This window comes from Sporosarcina sp. AD_1 (assembly GCF_057373025.1).
Map to the genome: position 1 here is coordinate 186,367 of NZ_JBPVIR010000006.1, position 16,815 is coordinate 203,181.

A 16,815-nucleotide genomic window follows, 5' to 3' on the forward strand; every position below is an offset into this window, starting at 1 on the left:
ACCAAATATTGTGTAGCTATAGCGGCCTTCCTATATTCCAGGAAGGCCGCTATTACGTTAACATCTTACATATTTTCGCTTAAAACCAAGTCTTCCCTTCTCCACATCTTTTTGTATACTCTCATAAGGATTCAGCAGGCTAGGTTTTTTGTTCTCCCGTTTGATTTCTACAATACCGACTTCCTTTGCCGTTTCGAGTGCCTTTTCATGCAAGGGTACATAAGAAATGCCAACTGTATTGAGAAAGTTATTCATAGATGATTTCGTCCGTTCAGGGGAATCGTGAATCGTCTCTTTCACGATATCGAGCATCTTAGAGATTTTACTCTCCGAAAATTCATGGTCCTTCCGGTTCCCTAACAGCCAGCAGTAACAGCTCCAGCCAGCTGACATTCTGAGTTCATCGCCGCTTGCGATCCATCGGTCTGCAACCTCTTGTGCAATCTCCGATTCAGATAAAGTGACCGCTACGACATAGTCAGAAAGCATATAAAAATACGCGCCGTCGATCCATCGATTATAGTCCGCCTCTGTCATGCCATTCGGGTCTGCGATAATGCCTGCGAAGTACATGGCATCATAGTTTCCGGTCGCATACAGTTCTTCAGCTAATGGCTGATTGATTTTTATTTTCTTGGCGATCGGCTTCATTGCCCCGGTAGCTACGCCGAAAACAGGCTCATGTGCCCCGTTGGATAGATATATTTTTTTCGTTCGCTCCTTGCCGAGGGCTTCCAGCTCCTGCATCACAGTCTCAAAGTCCAATGCCCACACTCCCTTTCTAACAGTTGCTCCCGATTATATACGTACTATTTTATCATTAAGAATGGCGAAATGCGTACACGTCAAGCATAATAGTGATACGTAATAAGAGAAAAAGGAGCATATCGCATGAAAAACAATTTATCAACTGAAGAAATTGGGGAACTGCTTCAAACATTGCAAGCCCGTTTTGATCAAAACAAAGAGCGTCATGAGGAACTGGAGTGGGCGGTGGTCGAAGCGAGATTGAAAGCAAATCCCGAAAAACTGGGGTCCCTTTATGGAATGGAAAGAACCGGCGGGGAGCCGGATGTAGTAGGGCAGGACCCAGCATCAGGCGAAATCATTTTTTATGATTGTTCGAAAGAAAGCCCTACGGGTCGCAGAAGCCTTTGTTATGATCGCGAAGCGTTGGAAGCACGGAAGAAAAATAAACCGGAGAACAGTGCGATGGATCTGGCGGCTGCCATGGGGATCGAAATCCTTTCGGAAGAGGAATATCGGGAACTGCAGGAACTTGGGGCATTTGATTTAAAAACATCAAGCTGGGTACAAACTCCACCGGCGATTCGAAAACTGGGCGGGGCGCTATTCTGTGATCGTCGCTACGATACGGTCTTTGTTTATCATAATGGGGCGGACTCCTATTATGCTGCAAGGGGCTTCCGTGGTTCGTTGAGAGTGTAAATTAAGGCTGAATGGATTGGGGGAAATCATGAAAAGGGCTTTTCTTGGGGGAGTTGTTTTATTCATAAGCCTGGGATTGTTGAGTCTTTTCTATTACAGATATGGTAGTGTCGCCTATGTTTTAAAAGACGAGGGCTTCTCGAAAGAAGATATTTTACAGCAAGAAAAGTATGCTGTGCTGAAAGATGAAACGGGAACGCTTTTCATGGTGGCCAATTCAGACAGGATCGGACTCATTTATTCCAAATCAAAGAAATGGGGCATTCGGGAAGAAGGGGTTACCAGTTCAGTAGCAGAACGGCCGGCCGCTGAACAAATCATTACAGTAGCATTTGCAAGACCAACAGAAGAGCTGGGCCGTTTTGAAAAACATAGCATCGTCGCTTATTATCTAGCGAATGATGAGAAATTGGATATAGGCAGTCCAGACGATTTTGATTTGACTGTTGATTATTTCTCGGTTAATAATCGAGTTTTATTAGTGGCACATGCCGTAAGTACAGATCGTGGTAGTTTAGGATCTGATGATGTAATGGCGTATTTAGAATCCTATGGAAGATAGAAAGCTCTTACTTTCATTGATTCAGGAGTGATTGGATGAACGACCTAGCAAAGAGACAGCAGCGATGGAGCCGGGAGAAATATCGTGTCATGTTTCATAGCCAGAAGCATTATAACGAAATTAGAGAAGTCTTGAAGCAGGGAACGGACATAGAGCGGTTCGATCAACTCATTGAGGAAGCGGGAAAGATCAATCCGACAAAGGGCTCCGTCTGTAATGCGTATCAGCATATGTGGGGCTACTTCAAGAAAAAAGCGACTGAGGAAGAAAGGGAGGCGTACAGTTCGAAGCTGGATGCCTTCATGGATGGTAAATTGGGCAGTGACGATTTGCTAGCTTATTTGAAGCGGCTTGCTGTCAAATATGAAGTAGAGTATTTATTGCAGAGCACGATTTTGATGTAAGGATAGGCGGTTGTGGAAATGAGTGTGTGCGTGGCGTGTGCGTCGGTGGTAAATGGCCACAAACTATAATAAGCCAATAAAAAGAGTTCAATGGCTGCTGTGTCAATGAACTTTTTATTATTGGCATGTAGGGAAGTAATAGGTGTTTTTGATTGGAGTTTACCACCATTTTCGATGATAATCCCAAATGAATTATCCTATAAACAGTGTATCAAGGATGCAATTAAAATGAAAATTACGTCAATGAAAAATCATGTTGTTATTCCGTCACAACATCGGTTAAATAAACTGAATAGTGTATTTCGGTTTATTGTGAAATTAAGATTTGAAAAATACTTAATCAATAACTTTCCGTGAAGATATTTAATGATACGACCGCCAAAATAGTTATCAGTAGGATTGAAAAAGCGAAAACTTTACTTGACTTCCAATTGAATATCATTGAAAAAGTTGCGGCTATAAGAAGCAGAATCTGTCCTAAGTAAAAAAGAATAATTATCGCTAGTGATACACTTAATATCAATAAAAACATTGATATAACAAAGAGACCTGTAGTAGCTATTCCTTTTAAGAAAGAGTCTTTTTTTGATTGATTATTACTGTTCCTATTAGTATTTTTTACATATCTGAGAACAATATCACCTATCATCAAAATAAAAAGTAGTATGTAGACTTCTATATTTTCAACTCTCATAATTCACCATCCGATTATAAGAAAAACCACGTTACAGAGTTATAACGTGGTTTTAAGTTTTGTATACCTGAAATAAATGTTACTTCATAATACATTGGGCATAATAGACGGCTAATGTTACGCTCAATGCTGCTACATTAGTTCTAACCCCTCTTTTAATAATTATTTCTGCAGCTGTCCTATATCTTGCAGCCCTCACTGCTTCGTATGCTGAAACAATTGCGTTAATAGTCAAGAAATCTCCCCAGTTGTCAGCTAACTTTTTTTCAAAACACTGCTTAGTTTTTTGCACGGTTTCCCAGTCTTCAGGAAACTCACCGCCTGGATTTAGTTTTATTTCCATGTCGGGTTCTAGACTGCATTCCTTTTGATAATCATTAACTAGTACCTTAACTTCATCTAAATCAGCTGAAGCTCCATATTTTTCTTCAATTAAATCAAAATCTACAGAAATGAGTTTCCCAGATTCATCAAAAATTATCGCTTGCTCTAATACAAAGTCGATAGTCTCCTCTAAATCGTTTGAGAGTTGATTCTCATCTACAAGCCTTTCTATATCAGAAATGTTCTTCATCGGTTTTTTAAAACCCGCCTCAGCAATAGGAGCTGATATTGTGCCTATTGTGAAGAAAAATAAAAAACAAGAAATAATAAACTTCTTCAAAAAAATAACACCTTCCAAATATTATGAATTGTGGCCACGTCGCAATACTAACATTAACAAAATTATTATCAAGTTCTTAACGGTTAATATCTTATAAATGATAAAAAAGTAATTTAAATCCTGGGGTTAAAAGTACTAGATTTTAATACTTAAATAAAAATATTACTACTAAATAACTTTTTGATTTTAGTAAAAGGTTGATATCATGTTGTTATCATTTATCATTCCAACTTAAAGTCAGAGGAATGTATCCGGGTTTCGGTTCGGAATATTTATAATAAAAGAAAAAAAGGAGCTGTGGAGCTTGCGAACTCTTTAATGGCGACGGATTTCCAGAGTGTCCATATGGTACACTTATAGAAATTTAAGATTATGAAAATAGTAGAAAGGAGGACAATCTATGAAAGAGACCAAAATCATTTCTCTAACACCGTTTGCCGATTTGGCGGAAGAGATGCAATTGTATATGCCTGTCTCCATTTCCATCGGACCGCGCGGCGAGCCATGTTTGTTATTGACGAAAGAACGTCCGCCGCTCCATCAAGGCATGTTTCCGCAGACGGTTACGGAGGAGGCATATGACTACAAGACCGTGATATTGCGAAAGGCGGATAAACAGGTTCTTCATCTGCCAAACGAGCATTGGAATTACCATTTTGTGCAGCCGTTAGATCAAGATCAGATCCTTCTTGCAGGGGCACGGTCGGAATATCACAGCGCAGATCATATTGAACAGAATGCGCGTGTGTGTACGATGGAGGGGGAGTGTCTCCGATCGTTTTGCTTGGGGGACGGAATTGAAGATTTGTATGCTGCGCCGGACAATTCCATTTGGACGAGTTATTTTGATGAAGGGGTATATGGGAATTTTGGTTGGGATACCCCGATCGGCAGGCATGGATTAATTCGTTGGGATGATATGGGGAGACAGCTGGAGCACCATAATTCCTCTGGGGATCATCATATCAGTGATTGCTATGCGATGAATGTCGTGTCAGATGAGGAAGTTTGGTTTTATTATTATATGGATTTTGAACTAGGGGTTCGCAAGGCGGGGCAGACCGTCTATTACAAGCCAGACGTGGAAGGTGCCAGCCACTTTGCCGTATATGGGGAGAGACTGCTCATGAATGGCGGCTATGGCGACCAAGAACAATTTTTTGAATTGGAGCGGGACGGCTCGCGCTATGTGACGAAACGGCTTGTCCAGTTCCGCAAACCGAACGGTGCCCCGCTTCGTCCGCAAGCTACGAGCAATCGGGGCAGGCAGCTGTTATTCTTGGACGGCACAGAATTATATCGGTATGAGGTGGGGAACTAAACCTCAGGCATAAGTCTATCAGTGAAAGAGAACAGAAAGGGGTGTTGGATTGTGAATCAAACCGAAATGCTTGATTTATTCGATAAGGAACTTCGAAAGAATTTACGATCACCAGGCAGTCGGCGGGAGGAAACAGAACATGTCGTTCGGCATGTATCGCTGAATGGGGAGAGAGGTTTCATCAGTTCATCCAACGTGAATGAAGAGAATGCCAAGCGGGTCATCCGGGAGGAAATGAACTATTTCCGGCAACTGGGTGTTGGGTTCGAGTGGAAAGTGTACAGCTATGACAAACCCGAGAACTTGGTCGAGTTATTGGAACAAGAGAACTTTGCCGTTGAGCCGCGGGAAGCTCTGATGGTGATGGAAATCAAAGAGAATCATACTTTTGTCAGTTGGGGCGATTCGTCGCATCTCAGAGAAATCGTTGATGAGACGGGCATACGAGAGATGATTGCATTAATCGATTTCATTTGGGATGATTCGCATGAAGAGCTCGGGAATCGTCTTTGGCGGGACAAACAGAATGATCCGGAGTCGCTGTATATATACGGAATGTACGATGGAGATCGGCTCGTCAGTGCAGCTTGGATGTATTTCGAGGACAACTCGTCCTTCGCAAGTCTATGGGGCGGGTCTACACTCCCTGACTATAGGGGTAGAGGCTATTATACTGAGTTGCTGGCGGTACGTGCTAAAAAGGCATTCGAGAGGGGATATTCATTCCTCACGGTGGATGCCAGGCCCACGAGCCAGCCGATTTTAGAGAAACACGGCTTTTCGCGCCTCGCGTATTGTTACGGCTGTCAATCACCTGAGTTAGAATAAAGGTTCCATTCAAAAGAAGTGGAATGATGGGGGATAGGGATGGAATTAGTTATTATCCGACATGGACAATCAGAAGCCGATTTACTCGGTGTACACGAGGGGCGAGCGGATTTTCCCTTAACAGAATTGGGGAGGAAACAAGCCGGAAAGATGGCTGTCTATCTTGCGGAAAATCTTCCGCCGGATTTGATTCTCGCCAGTCCGCTGAAAAGGGCAAGTGCCACAGCCCGGATCTTGCAGAAAACGATTGGATGCGAAATTCAATATTATGATGAACTCAAGGAATATAACAATGGCGTGTTGGCGGGATTATCGAAAAAAGAAGCGGCAATTACGCATCCCTTGCCTAAAGGGGGAAGGCCCGCCCACATCCCTATTCAAGACGGGGAATCAGAACTGGAATTCCGCTATCGGGCGGAATGGATGCTCCATCATGTTTTATACGAATATCGGGATGTCCGGCGGATCGCCATCGTGTCTCATGGGGGACTCATTTCTAATCTAATCAAAGCATTTCTCCATCAGCCGAATGGCAAGTTCGCATTCTCCACAGGCGATACTGGAATTCATTTGCTTGAGCAGCAAGAAGATATGCGTTTTGTGCGGTTTCTGAATCGGCAAGATCATTTGTTATAACTGCATAACCAAAAAGGGCACATGCGAAAAGCGTATGTGCCCTTGTAGTAGATCCTTAAAAATAAATGGTGGATGAATCATGGATGGTAATCCATTTTCCATCTCTAAATTGAATGAATGGATCTTCCCCGCTAATTTGTAGTTTTCCATCATGATAAAAGGCGGTCTCGTTATAATCAAATGTGCTGCCATTACGCTCAATTGTAATAAAGATATCATGCCAGAAAGAATGTCCATCTTCATATTCAATATCCTCTATTTTAAAATCCACTAGTCTATATTTTTCTTTTTCCAAGTTCTTTGTTTTAGAAAGACGGCCTTCGCTTCTTTAATGGACAGTGAAGTTTCTCCTTCTGAAGGATCTTTGTCAAACAAATATAGCTGCATAAAAGCTTCTTCATAATCTTGGTCTTTTAGAGCTTTGTAATATTTATTAATACTGTTCTCAGCTTGTTGTTCTAGAGGATTATTGCAACTGGCCAAAATGAAAACTACAGTTACTAACATAAGTATTTTCTTCCTCATAAGACCTCCAATTTTTAATTTTCCTTTAATATACATCTTTTGGAGACAGGAAAATTTAATAATTGTGTTTATCGGATAACTTTCCGCCTGATCGCATAAAGTGAAGTGGAAGAATCATGTATCACACTGGGGGAATCATATGAAGACAATCTTCTATGGCCTTCTGCTTCTTGGGGTCTGTTTGCTGGGTGCTTGTTCATACGACAGTGAAAAGGCGCTCAAAAACGGGGACGTCATTAATATGCATGGGCCGATCTACAATTTTGTTCACTTTGAGGAGTTTATGGAGCGGGTCGAGGCAGAAGACTCTGCCTTCGTACGGATAGCGAATTTTACCCTAGAGGGCAACCCGACTTTATACACTGTGTCCTTTGATGGAACGAAGTTTGATTTGGAAATTGATCGATCGAAGAATAAGGAACGGGGGGACAAGCCAGCAAAAGAGAGCTTGTCCTGTTCAGAACTAACGCGTGAGGAAGGACAGCAATTGTTTATGTACTCGCTGCAAGGCTGCGAGTCAGACTCCAGCTTTACCTTGCTGAATATCTTAAAGGAGCAAGAGCTGGACCATGAGCATTAGGCTGATCAAAGCTTATTATGCTAATGCGTTTTGATAGGCCATCTTCTTTCTCTTATGGAGCATTTCCATTCTTGCCACGAAAAAAAGATAGCAGTATGATAGAGGATGTAGCCCGGGAAGAGACAGGGCGAATCATCGGGAGGTGATGTGAAGATGGCAAGACAAATGGCATTGCCAGCTTCAACAAGGACTCATGCAAAGCCAGAAGATGAAAAGGCGATACTTTGCATGGGGCGAACGATAGGTTAATCGCTTGATGGGAGTTTCTCCATTTCTGAACGGAAGGCTTTGCGCTTTGTTTTAGAACAATCAAAACAGAGGAGCTGACAGAAATGAAAAGAGAACCCTTTATTCGAAACGATCAATTCAATTTAATTAAACGGCAAGTACTTCACTTGGTGAATGGCCATGCAACGGTGAATGACCCACATGTAATCGACGCGATAGAATCACTTTCGGTTGAAAAAGTGGTCGAATCGTTCCCCGTGTTGACGGATGTGCAACGGGAGATTCTCAACCAAATGGTACAAGTCGCAGATAAAGAGACGGCCGAACAATACCTGATGGAGTTGGAGAAATGCATCATTCCATTTCAGGAACCTTCGGAGCAAAAGTTGAAAAAGCTTTTCCCGAAAGTGAAGAAGATGAAGCTGCCAAAGGAAAAATTGAACTTTCGACGAATGACATTTATTAGTTTTGACGATATTGGAACAAAAAAGAGATATATGGTTGTGCCGACTTCGAAGGGCCTGGTTGGACTGACAGGCACGTATGAAGAAACAAAGACCAAGCAAATTTGTTCCATTTGCAACCGGCTCACACCTGTTTGTATGTTTATGACGAAAACAAAAGGCGAGAGCATCGGTACCTATACGAAAAAAGGAAATTACATTTGCCAAGACGCGGATGATTGCAACCAGCATGTACAGTCGCTGGAAAAAATCGAAACGTTTGTTGAAAACATAAAATAAGTAAGCTTGGAAGCCCCTTGCCACATGTTCATATGTGGCGGGGGTTTTTGTTTTTCGAAAAGTATGACATTTATTCTCTTGACGTTCAAGTTAGTTGAAGGTGTATGATCGTGAAAAGGAGGGAGATGGGTTGGAGCAGTTCATGACAATTCAGGTGTTTTCGCAAAAAGTCGGTATTGCAAAAAGTGCAATCCGCTTTTATGAAGATGTCGGCTTGCTTGGGGAAGTGAAACGGAATGCGAGCGGCTATCGGCTGTATGAGGAAAGTCATATTGAAAAGGCGAGATTGATTACGAGTTTGCGCATGGCAGATATACCCATTGAAGAGATTCAACAGTATTTCAACGAAAAGGATAATAAAGAGCGCCAACGCATGATGGATGAATGGATTGGTACACTCCGCTCCAGACGCGAGGTGCTAGACATGAGTCTGCGCTATTTGGAGAGTGGCCCTTTCCAAGAAAAGATTTATTTCTTGGAAAAAACTGAAGAGACGATTATTTGGTTCTCAGAGACAGCGCCCATCGGCAAATTTGGTGAAGCCTTTAGGTTAAGAAGCCAAGAAGTGAAAAAGCGAAACATCCCGATTCTTAATAGTTATTTGCAATATGAATCAGGTTCGGAATTGATTCAGGCGCGAATCGGATTTGCCGTGCCAGAAGAGGTGCAGGTTGCAGAGCTGTTTGAGGAAGGAGTGGTTGAGAAGCGATCGGCGTTTCTTTGTATTGTGATGCCACATACGCAGGGGTTTCAAAACATTATGTTAGGATATGAAAAGATGGGGCATTATGCAGTTTCGCATGGTTGGCGCCCTGCTGGCCCTTTGCTGGAGTGGTATCGAGGTGGAGATTTGACGAGGGTGGAACTTTTGTTGCCTGTAGCACAAATCAAGGGGAGGAATGGTTGGGGATGAAGAGAAAGCTGATTGTACGGATTGTCGACTTACAGGGGGATGCCTACCACATTGGAGTTTTGCAAGGAAAAGAAGTCCTAGCGTCTCCGTTGCGGGATCAACAAGATTTTCTTCATTTCATGGCACGCGAAGCGAATGTGGAGGAATCCAAGGCGGAACTCCAACGCTTGGCGCCAGCCTATTTACGTGAACTGGAAGGGATGGGGGAAGGACTGGGAATGGATGTAGATACAGCGATTCACTTGTACTCTGGGTATGATATAGCGTTTCCTGAGATGGGATGTACAGTTTTGGCTCAAGACAATTTATATGTTCGTAATTATGACTTCAGTCCTGAACTATATGATGCAAGGCTCGTATTCATGAAGCCAGAGAATGGTTTTGCTAGTGTCGGTTTGAGTCAACAAATAACAGGGCGGCTGGATGGAATGAACGAAAAAGGGCTGGTCGTCGGTTTGCATTTCGTGAACAGCGGCTATCGGGGTAAAGGTTTCATGGCTACCACAATTGTTAGAATGCTATTGGAGCGGTGTGCTACTATCGGCGAGGCATTGGAGCTGATAAAGAGAATACCTCATGGATACTGCTACAATTATTCGATGTTAGATTCAAGCGGACAGACGGTAATCGTTGAAGCAACACCAGAAAGACAAGTGGTTCGTTCTGCGAGTAGACTTGCCTGTACGAATCATTTTGAGTCTCAAGAGTTGCAAGGGATGAACAGAGGAACAGCTGCAGGTTCTCTGCAAAGGAAACAGCTTGTGGAAGAATTTCAGAACCATAACATAACACCCAATACTGCCTATCAAAAATTTAATGACAGGACGTCACCCTTATTTTTCGAAGATTATCAAGGATTCTTTGGAACACTGCATACGGTCGTTTATTCGCCGAAGGACTTAACCGTGCTCCTTGGCGTAGGGGCGGATTGTCAGCCGAGTTTATTTTCTTTAAATGATTATTTAGCTGGTAAGCAGCCTTTGCCAGAAATGATTTGCGGCAGCATTAATGTCTGATACGTGGGTCAAGTGATCAAAGCCTATAAGTTTGCTTGAAGCGGAATAGTGTGTGTGGTAGCCTAAAGTTTATCTTCCTAAGCTAATTTCCTATCAAGAAAAGGAGGCGTCTGATTGAAATTGTTACTCATCGCCATCGGAATTCTCATAGTACTTTTCGTCACCATGATTATCTTCATCTCCAAGCGCTATCAAAAGGAACTGAGAAGTGCAGAATGGTATGATGAATTTCAATATGAATTCGAATCCGTTGATTGTCCTCATAAGAAGGCAATTAAACTATCGGACACAAATTGGAAATTTCATTTCACAATGAAGAAGGAGCAGAGTGCCACGGTCAAAGCAGGCCCAGCTTCTGTCACGGTCCATAAAACACGCTATAACTTTTATTGCGAGGAATGCGGGAAAAAGCAATGGTTTCGGCAAACTAACTCGGTTCGGGACCATAAAGGCTTGTTTCAATTGCGGCTAAAATATTTACTGATTATGGGCACATCAATCATGCTGTTCTTCATGGTCTCCATGGGACTGATCTTTAATGTGTTTGTGAAATAAAATAATAGAAATAAGCCCTTGGAACGCTTCACAGTGAAGTTTCCAAGGGCTTATTCGATGGTCAATCAACGATAGTGATTTTATGATCCGGAAGTTTTCCGGTTAGACAGGAGTTTCTCAACAAATCCCTGTTGGATGTGTGCTATTCAATTGTGTTAGTTGAACAATCTTACTTTTTCAATGAACCAAATAGTGAGCTGTATGCAGAAATAACTTGCTGGTAATATCCAACTAACTTGTCCCATACCGTTGTTTGGACAGCTTCTGTGCTTGGAACTTCAATTGCATCTTCTGTATCCACAGGTGTTTCCGTTACGCTGTCATCAGCAGTAGCTTCATCGTTAGCTGGTGTTTCAGTGGCGTTTTCCTCAGCATCCGGCTTTTCAGCAGTAGCTTCATCGTTAGTTGGTGTTTCAGTTGCATTTTCCTCAGCATCCGGCTTTTCAGCAGTGGCTTCATCGTTAGCTGGTGTTTCAGTGGCGTTTTCCTCAGCATCCGGCTTTTCAGCAGTAGCTTCGTCGTTAGCTGGTGTTTCAGTTGCATTTTCATCATCAGCTTCGCCGTTAGCCGGAGTTTCAGTTGCATTTTCATCGTCAGCTTCGCCGTTGGCCGGAGTTTCAGTTGCGTTTTCATCAGCAGCTGGCTCTTCAGCAACGACTTCATCGACAGCCGGCTTTTCGTCAGCGTTTTCCTCAACATCCGGCTTTTCAATAACGATTTCATCGTCTGCAGGTGTCTCAACTACACTGTCCTCAGCAGCTGGTTTGTCAGCCGCCGCTTCATCGCCAGCCGGCGTTTCCGTATTTGCGTCGTCAGCAGGGACTTTCTCATCCTCTCCTTTTGGCACTTCGATACCTAAATGGTCTTGGATGAGTAGGTTATAATAATCAATTAAACTTACATAATTTTGTAAGATGGTTCTATATTCATTGACATGCTCGTCTGATATAATAGAGTTGGTTGATGAGTCAGTTGTCGAAGTATCTTCATTGATATTTTCGTCAGCTGGCTTTTCTGTTTGATCTACAGCTTCTTCAGCCGCAGGAGTATCGGCAGTCACATCTTCGTCCGCCGGTGTGTCCGCAGCTTCTTCTTCATCTGCAGGCGTATCAGCAGTTACTTCCTCGTCTGCAGGAGTTTCCGCTTCTTCTTCATCTGCAGGCATATCGGCAGTTACTTCATCGTCTGCTGGAGTGTCCGCAGCTTCTTCTTCATCTGCAGGCGTGTCGGCAGTTGCCTCATCGTCTGCAGAAGTGTCCGCAGCTTCTTCTTCATCTGCAGGCGTGTCGGCAGTTACTTCATCGTCTGCTGGAGTGTCCGCAGCTTCTTCTTCATCTGCAGGTGTGTCGGCAGTTACTTCATCGTCTGCAGGAGTTTCTGTAGCTTCTTCTTCATCCGCTGGGGTATCAGAAGTTACCTCCTCGTCTGCCGGAGTGTCCGCAGCTTCTTCTTCATCCACAGGTGTGTCTGCAGTGGCTTCATCGTCTGCCGGTGTTTCCGCAGTTTCTTCTTCATCCCCAGGAGTATCCGCCGTTACCTCATCGTCTGCAGGAGTTTCCGCCGTTTCTTCCTCATCTGCTAGGGTATCAGAAGTTACCTCGTCGTCAGCAGGAGTTTCCGTAGCTTCTTCTTCATCTGCAGGCGTATCCGCTGTTACCTCATCGTCAGCAGGAGTTTCCGTAGCTTCTTCTTCATCCGCAGGCGTATCGGCAGTTACTTCATCGTCTGCAGGTGCATCTGCCGTTACATCCTCATCACTTGGTGTATTCGTAGCTTCTTCATCATCTGCCGGTTGATTCGGCTCCTCTTCGTCTGGTGTTGCGGCTACAAGGTTCTTGTTAGCGATGGTGCGCATGAATTTACCTTTTTCAGGGGAGCCGGGAATGCTGGTCGCGTAATGGGACACTTCCGCTCCGTGATTCTTAAACTCCTGATCCTGTTTTTCAGCCGCAAAAGCTGAGCCGCCTGCACCAAAAACAGCTGCAGTTAGCATGGAAGTGGACATGACAAATGGCAAGATCTTTTTTGTGCGTTTTTCTGTTGGGTTCGTTTCTTTAACCAAGAATAATCAAACTCCTTTTCACATTTTTTGGATCTGGACGATTACATCAAATGAACAGCTCGGAATCAGTATGTCGGTATATCTATCTGCCTCCTTCGACTGCAAGCTGAGAATCTGGGGTCATGTTCGGCTAACCAACTTGCGCAGCAGTGCCCCTTCTGCCTGTACATAACGATACCAAATGAAAATGACAGTGGTGTGACAACCAATTAACAAGTAACGGAGGAAATATTAACCGTTGTAATAAAATCAGAAGACAAAAAAAGGATGGGATCTAATCTATTGGATGGTGTAATGCCAATTTATTCCTCGCTGATATTGTAGGTCATGAAGGCAACGCATTACTTTTTGATGGCAGGAGAAAGTGGTCAGAATGATCTAGCAGTTTGTATTACAACGTATTACAATCTGAAGGCAAAAAATAATCCATCCTCGAGAGGGTACTCGAATTGGATGGATTACTTTCGTAAAGGGGCATGTGGCTGAATACCAGAAACTCAGTCTGAACGCCAGAATATCCGGGTGAACGCCAGAAAGCCGGTCTGAACGCCAGAATATCGGGACGAGCGCCAGAAAGCCATTCTGAACGCCAGAATATCGGGCCGAACGCCAATAACTCGAGCCGAACGCCAATAACTCGGGCCGAACGCCAATAACTCGAGCCGAACGCCAATAACTCGGGCCGAACGCCAATAACTCGAGCCGAACGCCAATAACTCAAGCTGAACGCCAATAACTCAGGCCGAACGCCAATAACTCCTGGTGAACGTCAATAAATCAAAATGAAAAAACCATTAAAAGTGGTATCCTCCCCTCCAATTACTCCTGTTCTACGGCCTTCTTCTTCCGAAACAGATCGTAGACATTGATCCAGGCGGTAATCGGGATGACGAGGGCGATTCCGGTGCCGGCGCACAGGATGAGTGCTAGTTCAGAGCTGAATATTTTGGAGTTGACTATGTCGCCGAAAGAGTAATGCAAGTCTTTAAACCAGATGAGCAGCGCCAAGTAGCCGCCGAAGAATGCGAAAAATAATGTGTTGGTATCCGTGCCTAAAATATCCCGGCCGATATGGACGCCTGATGCAAAAAGTTCTTTTTTGCTGATAGCCGGGTTATGGCGAAACATTTCATGCATGGAGGAAGCGATGGAGATGGCGACATCCATGACTGCGCCAATGGTGCTCATGATGATGACGGACACGCCAATTTTCATGAAGTCGACGCCGATGTAAAGGGACAGTCCGCTGAGGGCTTCGGTCTCCTCTTCGCCGAACCCTTGGATCATTAGGGTTTCCGATACGATGACAATGAAAAACAGCAAGATGCATATGGTGATCATCGTAGAGAGGAAGGCTGTCACTGTTTTCCGGTTCACTTCATTAATATAGAATAAATTGATGCATCCGATCAGAATACTTGCGATGAAGGTAATAAGAATTGGATTAACGGTCGGGCTGAGCATGAAAAACATCGCAATGAAGAGCACGCCAAAGTTGAGAAAGAGCGAGATGAATGAGCGCACGCCATTTTTTCCACCGATCAGTACCATCAATAACAATAGAATGGCTCCTAGCCAAGTGATTGTGTTCATACGCCCGCCTTCTTTCGTTTAATGAAAAATAGGGTGGTGTACAGGCCAATCGGAATGGTAAGAACAATGCCGATGCCGCCTGCTAATGCACGGGCAATCTCGAGCGAGAGATTCATCGACAGGGTATAGCCGAGAGCGGAGGCGTTCCGTAAAAACAAGATGAGCATTGGGATTGACCCGCTTATATAGGCGAAAAATAAGATGTTTGTAATAGTACCCATAATATCTCGCCCGATGTCCAGACCTGACTTTTTAATGGCTTGGACAGAGATGTCCGGGTTCCGTTCATACAGAGCGAACAGAGAGGACGACATCGTGATGGCGACGTCCATAATGGCGCCGAGTGAGCCGATGAAAAGGCCGCCCATAAACACGATCTTGTAAGGACGCGTTACGAATTGCATTTCCTCGTATCGCAAACCATTGCCTGATGTGAGCCAAATGACTACAAACGTGATGGCCAGCGAAGCGAACGTCCCGAGCAGTGTCGCTACGATGGCAGCATATGTTTTTTCGGTGAAGCCGCTGACGAACAACAAGGAGATGGCAGTAAATAATAAAATACAAATTCCGCACACAACGAGCAGATTAACTGAAGAGTATTTTACGTACACATCCAGTGCGAAGGATAAAATCAGTACATTGATTACGAAACTTGCGATGGCAAACAATCCTTGCCGTTTGCCGACGATCAACAATGCAAGGATGAAGATCCATGCGAGGAGAACAACGTACTTGTCCCGTTTGACATCCATGATGATCGCTGGGGATTTTATTTTTCCTGCTGGATCCTTTTCCAGAAGTACGAATAATTCATTGCCTACCTTGTATTCTTGGTCAAATGCGCCGGAAGCGGAGTACTCGTTTACCAATTGAATTGATTGCCCTTTTTCTTCTCCATTTTGCAGAACGGCGACGAGCTGCTGTTTATATAAAATATCTTTGTTTTGAACTGGATCTTTTATGTTTGTTTCTTCCAGTAAAGTAGCCTGAACGACTTTGGCGATCGGACGGTCATAAAAAGAGTAATTGTGATTAACGAATAGGATGGAAACGATAAAACAAATGAACAGGACAGCGTAAAATGAAATCTTTTTTCTCCCGGGTTTATTGCGATTAGGCAAAAATCCATTCAAAAGGGGACACCTCCTTGGGGTCTGCGTGAACCGTTTGTACGCACGGGCACCGACTAAAAGGATAGACCATATGGTTTTCTTCCGTCAAACGTTAGAAAGAAGAGAAGGGGATTGCTCATGAATTCAATCTTTCTAAAATCCTTCTTTTGCGGTACAGCATCTTCCCGGTTTCTGCAAGATCTTGCAAGGCAGCACGATTTGTGAAGGCGCCGAAGACAAGTCCTGCAATGGGAATCATTTGAAACAGCTTCTTCCAGCCGAATTGATCCCGGTAGGAAAATACGACTTCCCGCCATCCTTGCAATTCTGAAAGGACTTCCCGCTTCATCTCATCTTGCGAATCAAATTGGGAGAGTTGAGCCAAGATAGCTTCCTTTCCGACGATGTCAGCCGCAACGAATTGCATGCATTTGACGACAAATACACGTTCCTCTTTATCATTTGGATCAAAACCGTAACAAATGGCGATGTCCTGCAAGGTTTTAATTTGCAGTCCAAGCAATAGCGGGATATCGATGGATAAGGTAAAGATGCCTCCGACACCTGTGCTCGCTCCTTGAAGAGTCGCTATCTTTTTTCTGTTTACCGTAATTTTATCTACCGCATCATCCATAGTAGCGATAGGTAAATGCTTTACCTGTTCCAGTGTATCCACGGACAGATTCGGATAATAAGAAGGGAGCTTTGAAACGGAGCTTAAATAGCTGCCCCCGGTTTGAATATATTGCCCAAGTTCGTCAAGCAGCGTTCCGATTTTCGTTTGAATGAAAGCGGGTGTCCATTTGTCCAAAAGTTTAAATGGGAGCCTGCCGAGCTTCTCCCAAAACCATAAATCCTTCTGATCCTTTTCCCAGTCCTCTATTTTTACTAACTCATTTGCCAACCACTCTTGTGATTCAGTCACTG

Annotated in this window: 20 protein-coding genes; 11 read left to right on the forward strand and 9 right to left on the reverse strand. The window is 43.7% G+C overall.

Going from position 1 to position 16,815, the window contains the following annotated elements:
* Positions 1-57 precede the first annotated feature (57 nt).
* Positions 58-765, reverse strand: coding sequence for a DNA alkylation repair protein (locus tag ACSW3C_RS13225; protein WP_486563098.1), 708 nt, complete (start codon positions 763-765; stop codon positions 58-60).
* Between the two features lie 126 nt (positions 766-891).
* Between ACSW3C_RS13225 and ACSW3C_RS13230 the strand changes: the two genes are divergently transcribed.
* The 3 genes from ACSW3C_RS13230 to ACSW3C_RS13240 are packed head-to-tail and all read left to right on the forward strand — an operon-like array spanning position 892 to position 2,415.
* Positions 892-1,449, forward strand: coding sequence for a DUF4256 domain-containing protein (locus ACSW3C_RS13230; RefSeq protein WP_486563100.1), 558 nt, complete (start codon positions 892-894; stop codon positions 1,447-1,449).
* Positions 1,450-1,477: 28 nt separating this feature from the next.
* Complete coding sequence (locus ACSW3C_RS13235; protein WP_486563102.1) at positions 1,478-2,011, forward strand: hypothetical protein; 534 nt, start codon at positions 1,478-1,480, stop codon at positions 2,009-2,011.
* Between the two features lie 35 nt (positions 2,012-2,046).
* Entirely contained in the window at positions 2,047-2,415 is a 369-nt protein-coding gene (locus tag ACSW3C_RS13240) for a YbgA family protein (protein ID WP_486563104.1), read from the forward strand.
* A gap of 773 nt (positions 2,416-3,188) precedes the next feature.
* Here the strand turns inward: ACSW3C_RS13240 and ACSW3C_RS13245 are convergent.
* Positions 3,189-3,773 (reverse strand): hypothetical protein, encoded by a 585-nt coding sequence (locus ACSW3C_RS13245; RefSeq protein WP_486563106.1) that lies wholly within the window; start codon positions 3,771-3,773, stop codon positions 3,189-3,191.
* Positions 3,774-4,173: 400 nt separating this feature from the next.
* Between ACSW3C_RS13245 and ACSW3C_RS13250 the strand changes: the two genes are divergently transcribed.
* From ACSW3C_RS13250 to ACSW3C_RS13260, 3 genes are read left to right on the forward strand one after another with little or no spacing between them, the layout of a single operon-like run.
* The gene (locus ACSW3C_RS13250) at positions 4,174-5,094 is read left to right on the forward strand and encodes a hypothetical protein (RefSeq protein ID WP_486563108.1); all 921 of its coding nucleotides are present in this window, start codon (positions 4,174-4,176) and stop codon (positions 5,092-5,094) included.
* A 51-nt stretch (positions 5,095-5,145) separates the two neighbouring features.
* A complete protein-coding gene (locus ACSW3C_RS13255) occupies positions 5,146-5,922 on the forward strand; it encodes a GNAT family N-acetyltransferase (RefSeq protein WP_486563109.1) in 777 nt (258 codons plus the stop codon).
* A 39-nt stretch (positions 5,923-5,961) separates the two neighbouring features.
* Entirely contained in the window at positions 5,962-6,558 is a 597-nt protein-coding gene (locus ACSW3C_RS13260; RefSeq protein ID WP_486563111.1) for a histidine phosphatase family protein, read from the forward strand.
* 55 nt (positions 6,559-6,613) lie between these two features.
* On the opposite strand, the gene ACSW3C_RS13265 is transcribed toward ACSW3C_RS13260, so the two are convergent.
* On the reverse strand, positions 6,614-6,829 hold the full coding sequence (locus ACSW3C_RS13265) for a hypothetical protein (protein ID WP_486563113.1): 216 nt from the start codon (positions 6,827-6,829) through the stop codon (positions 6,614-6,616).
* Complete coding sequence (locus tag ACSW3C_RS13270; protein ID WP_486563115.1) at positions 6,829-7,065, reverse strand: hypothetical protein; 237 nt, start codon at positions 7,063-7,065, stop codon at positions 6,829-6,831. The genes ACSW3C_RS13265 and ACSW3C_RS13270 overlap by 1 nt, the downstream gene beginning before the upstream one ends.
* A gap of 157 nt (positions 7,066-7,222) precedes the next feature.
* On the opposite strand from ACSW3C_RS13270, the gene ACSW3C_RS13275 reads away from it, so the two are divergent.
* The 5 genes from ACSW3C_RS13275 to ACSW3C_RS13295 all read left to right on the forward strand — a co-directional run bounded on the left by ACSW3C_RS13275 (position 7,223) and on the right by ACSW3C_RS13295 (position 11,118).
* A complete protein-coding gene (locus tag ACSW3C_RS13275) occupies positions 7,223-7,663 on the forward strand; it encodes a DUF4362 domain-containing protein (protein ID WP_486563116.1) in 441 nt (146 codons plus the stop codon).
* Between the two features lie 332 nt (positions 7,664-7,995).
* Positions 7,996-8,634: a FusB/FusC family EF-G-binding protein gene (locus tag ACSW3C_RS13280; protein ID WP_486563118.1), complete on the forward strand. Its 639-nt coding sequence runs from the start codon at positions 7,996-7,998 to the stop codon at positions 8,632-8,634.
* A 130-nt stretch (positions 8,635-8,764) separates the two neighbouring features.
* Positions 8,765-9,547, forward strand: a complete 783-nt coding sequence (locus tag ACSW3C_RS13285) for a MerR family transcriptional regulator (RefSeq protein WP_486563120.1) — start codon at positions 8,765-8,767, stop codon at positions 9,545-9,547.
* Positions 9,544-10,563: a C45 family autoproteolytic acyltransferase/hydrolase gene (locus tag ACSW3C_RS13290; RefSeq protein ID WP_486563122.1), complete on the forward strand. Its 1,020-nt coding sequence runs from the start codon at positions 9,544-9,546 to the stop codon at positions 10,561-10,563. Before ACSW3C_RS13285 ends, ACSW3C_RS13290 begins: the two co-directional genes overlap by 4 nt.
* Positions 10,564-10,677: 114 nt before the next feature.
* Positions 10,678-11,118 carry a hypothetical protein gene (locus ACSW3C_RS13295; protein ID WP_486563124.1) on the forward strand — a complete coding sequence of 147 codons (441 nt, stop codon included), beginning with the start codon at positions 10,678-10,680 and terminating at the stop codon, positions 11,116-11,118.
* 169 nt (positions 11,119-11,287) lie between these two features.
* Here the strand turns inward: ACSW3C_RS13295 and ACSW3C_RS13300 are convergent, their stop codons facing one another.
* From ACSW3C_RS13300 to ACSW3C_RS13320, 5 genes are all read right to left on the reverse strand, one after another.
* Positions 11,288-13,180: a hypothetical protein gene (locus tag ACSW3C_RS13300; protein ID WP_486563125.1), complete on the reverse strand. Its 1,893-nt coding sequence runs from the start codon at positions 13,178-13,180 to the stop codon at positions 11,288-11,290.
* Positions 13,181-13,677: 497 nt separating this feature from the next.
* Complete coding sequence (locus ACSW3C_RS13305) at positions 13,678-13,893, reverse strand: hypothetical protein (protein ID WP_486563127.1); 216 nt, start codon at positions 13,891-13,893, stop codon at positions 13,678-13,680.
* Positions 13,894-13,999: 106 nt separating this feature from the next.
* Positions 14,000-14,773 (reverse strand): YibE/F family protein, encoded by a 774-nt coding sequence (locus ACSW3C_RS13310; RefSeq protein WP_486563129.1) that lies wholly within the window; start codon positions 14,771-14,773, stop codon positions 14,000-14,002.
* Positions 14,770-15,909 (reverse strand): YibE/F family protein, encoded by a 1,140-nt coding sequence (locus tag ACSW3C_RS13315; RefSeq protein WP_486563130.1) that lies wholly within the window; start codon positions 15,907-15,909, stop codon positions 14,770-14,772. The genes ACSW3C_RS13310 and ACSW3C_RS13315 overlap by 4 nt, the downstream gene beginning before the upstream one ends.
* A gap of 115 nt (positions 15,910-16,024) precedes the next feature.
* Positions 16,025-16,813 carry an EcsC family protein gene (locus tag ACSW3C_RS13320; protein WP_486563131.1) on the reverse strand — a complete coding sequence of 263 codons (789 nt, stop codon included), beginning with the start codon at positions 16,811-16,813 and terminating at the stop codon, positions 16,025-16,027.
* Positions 16,814-16,815: the final 2 nt, after the last annotated feature.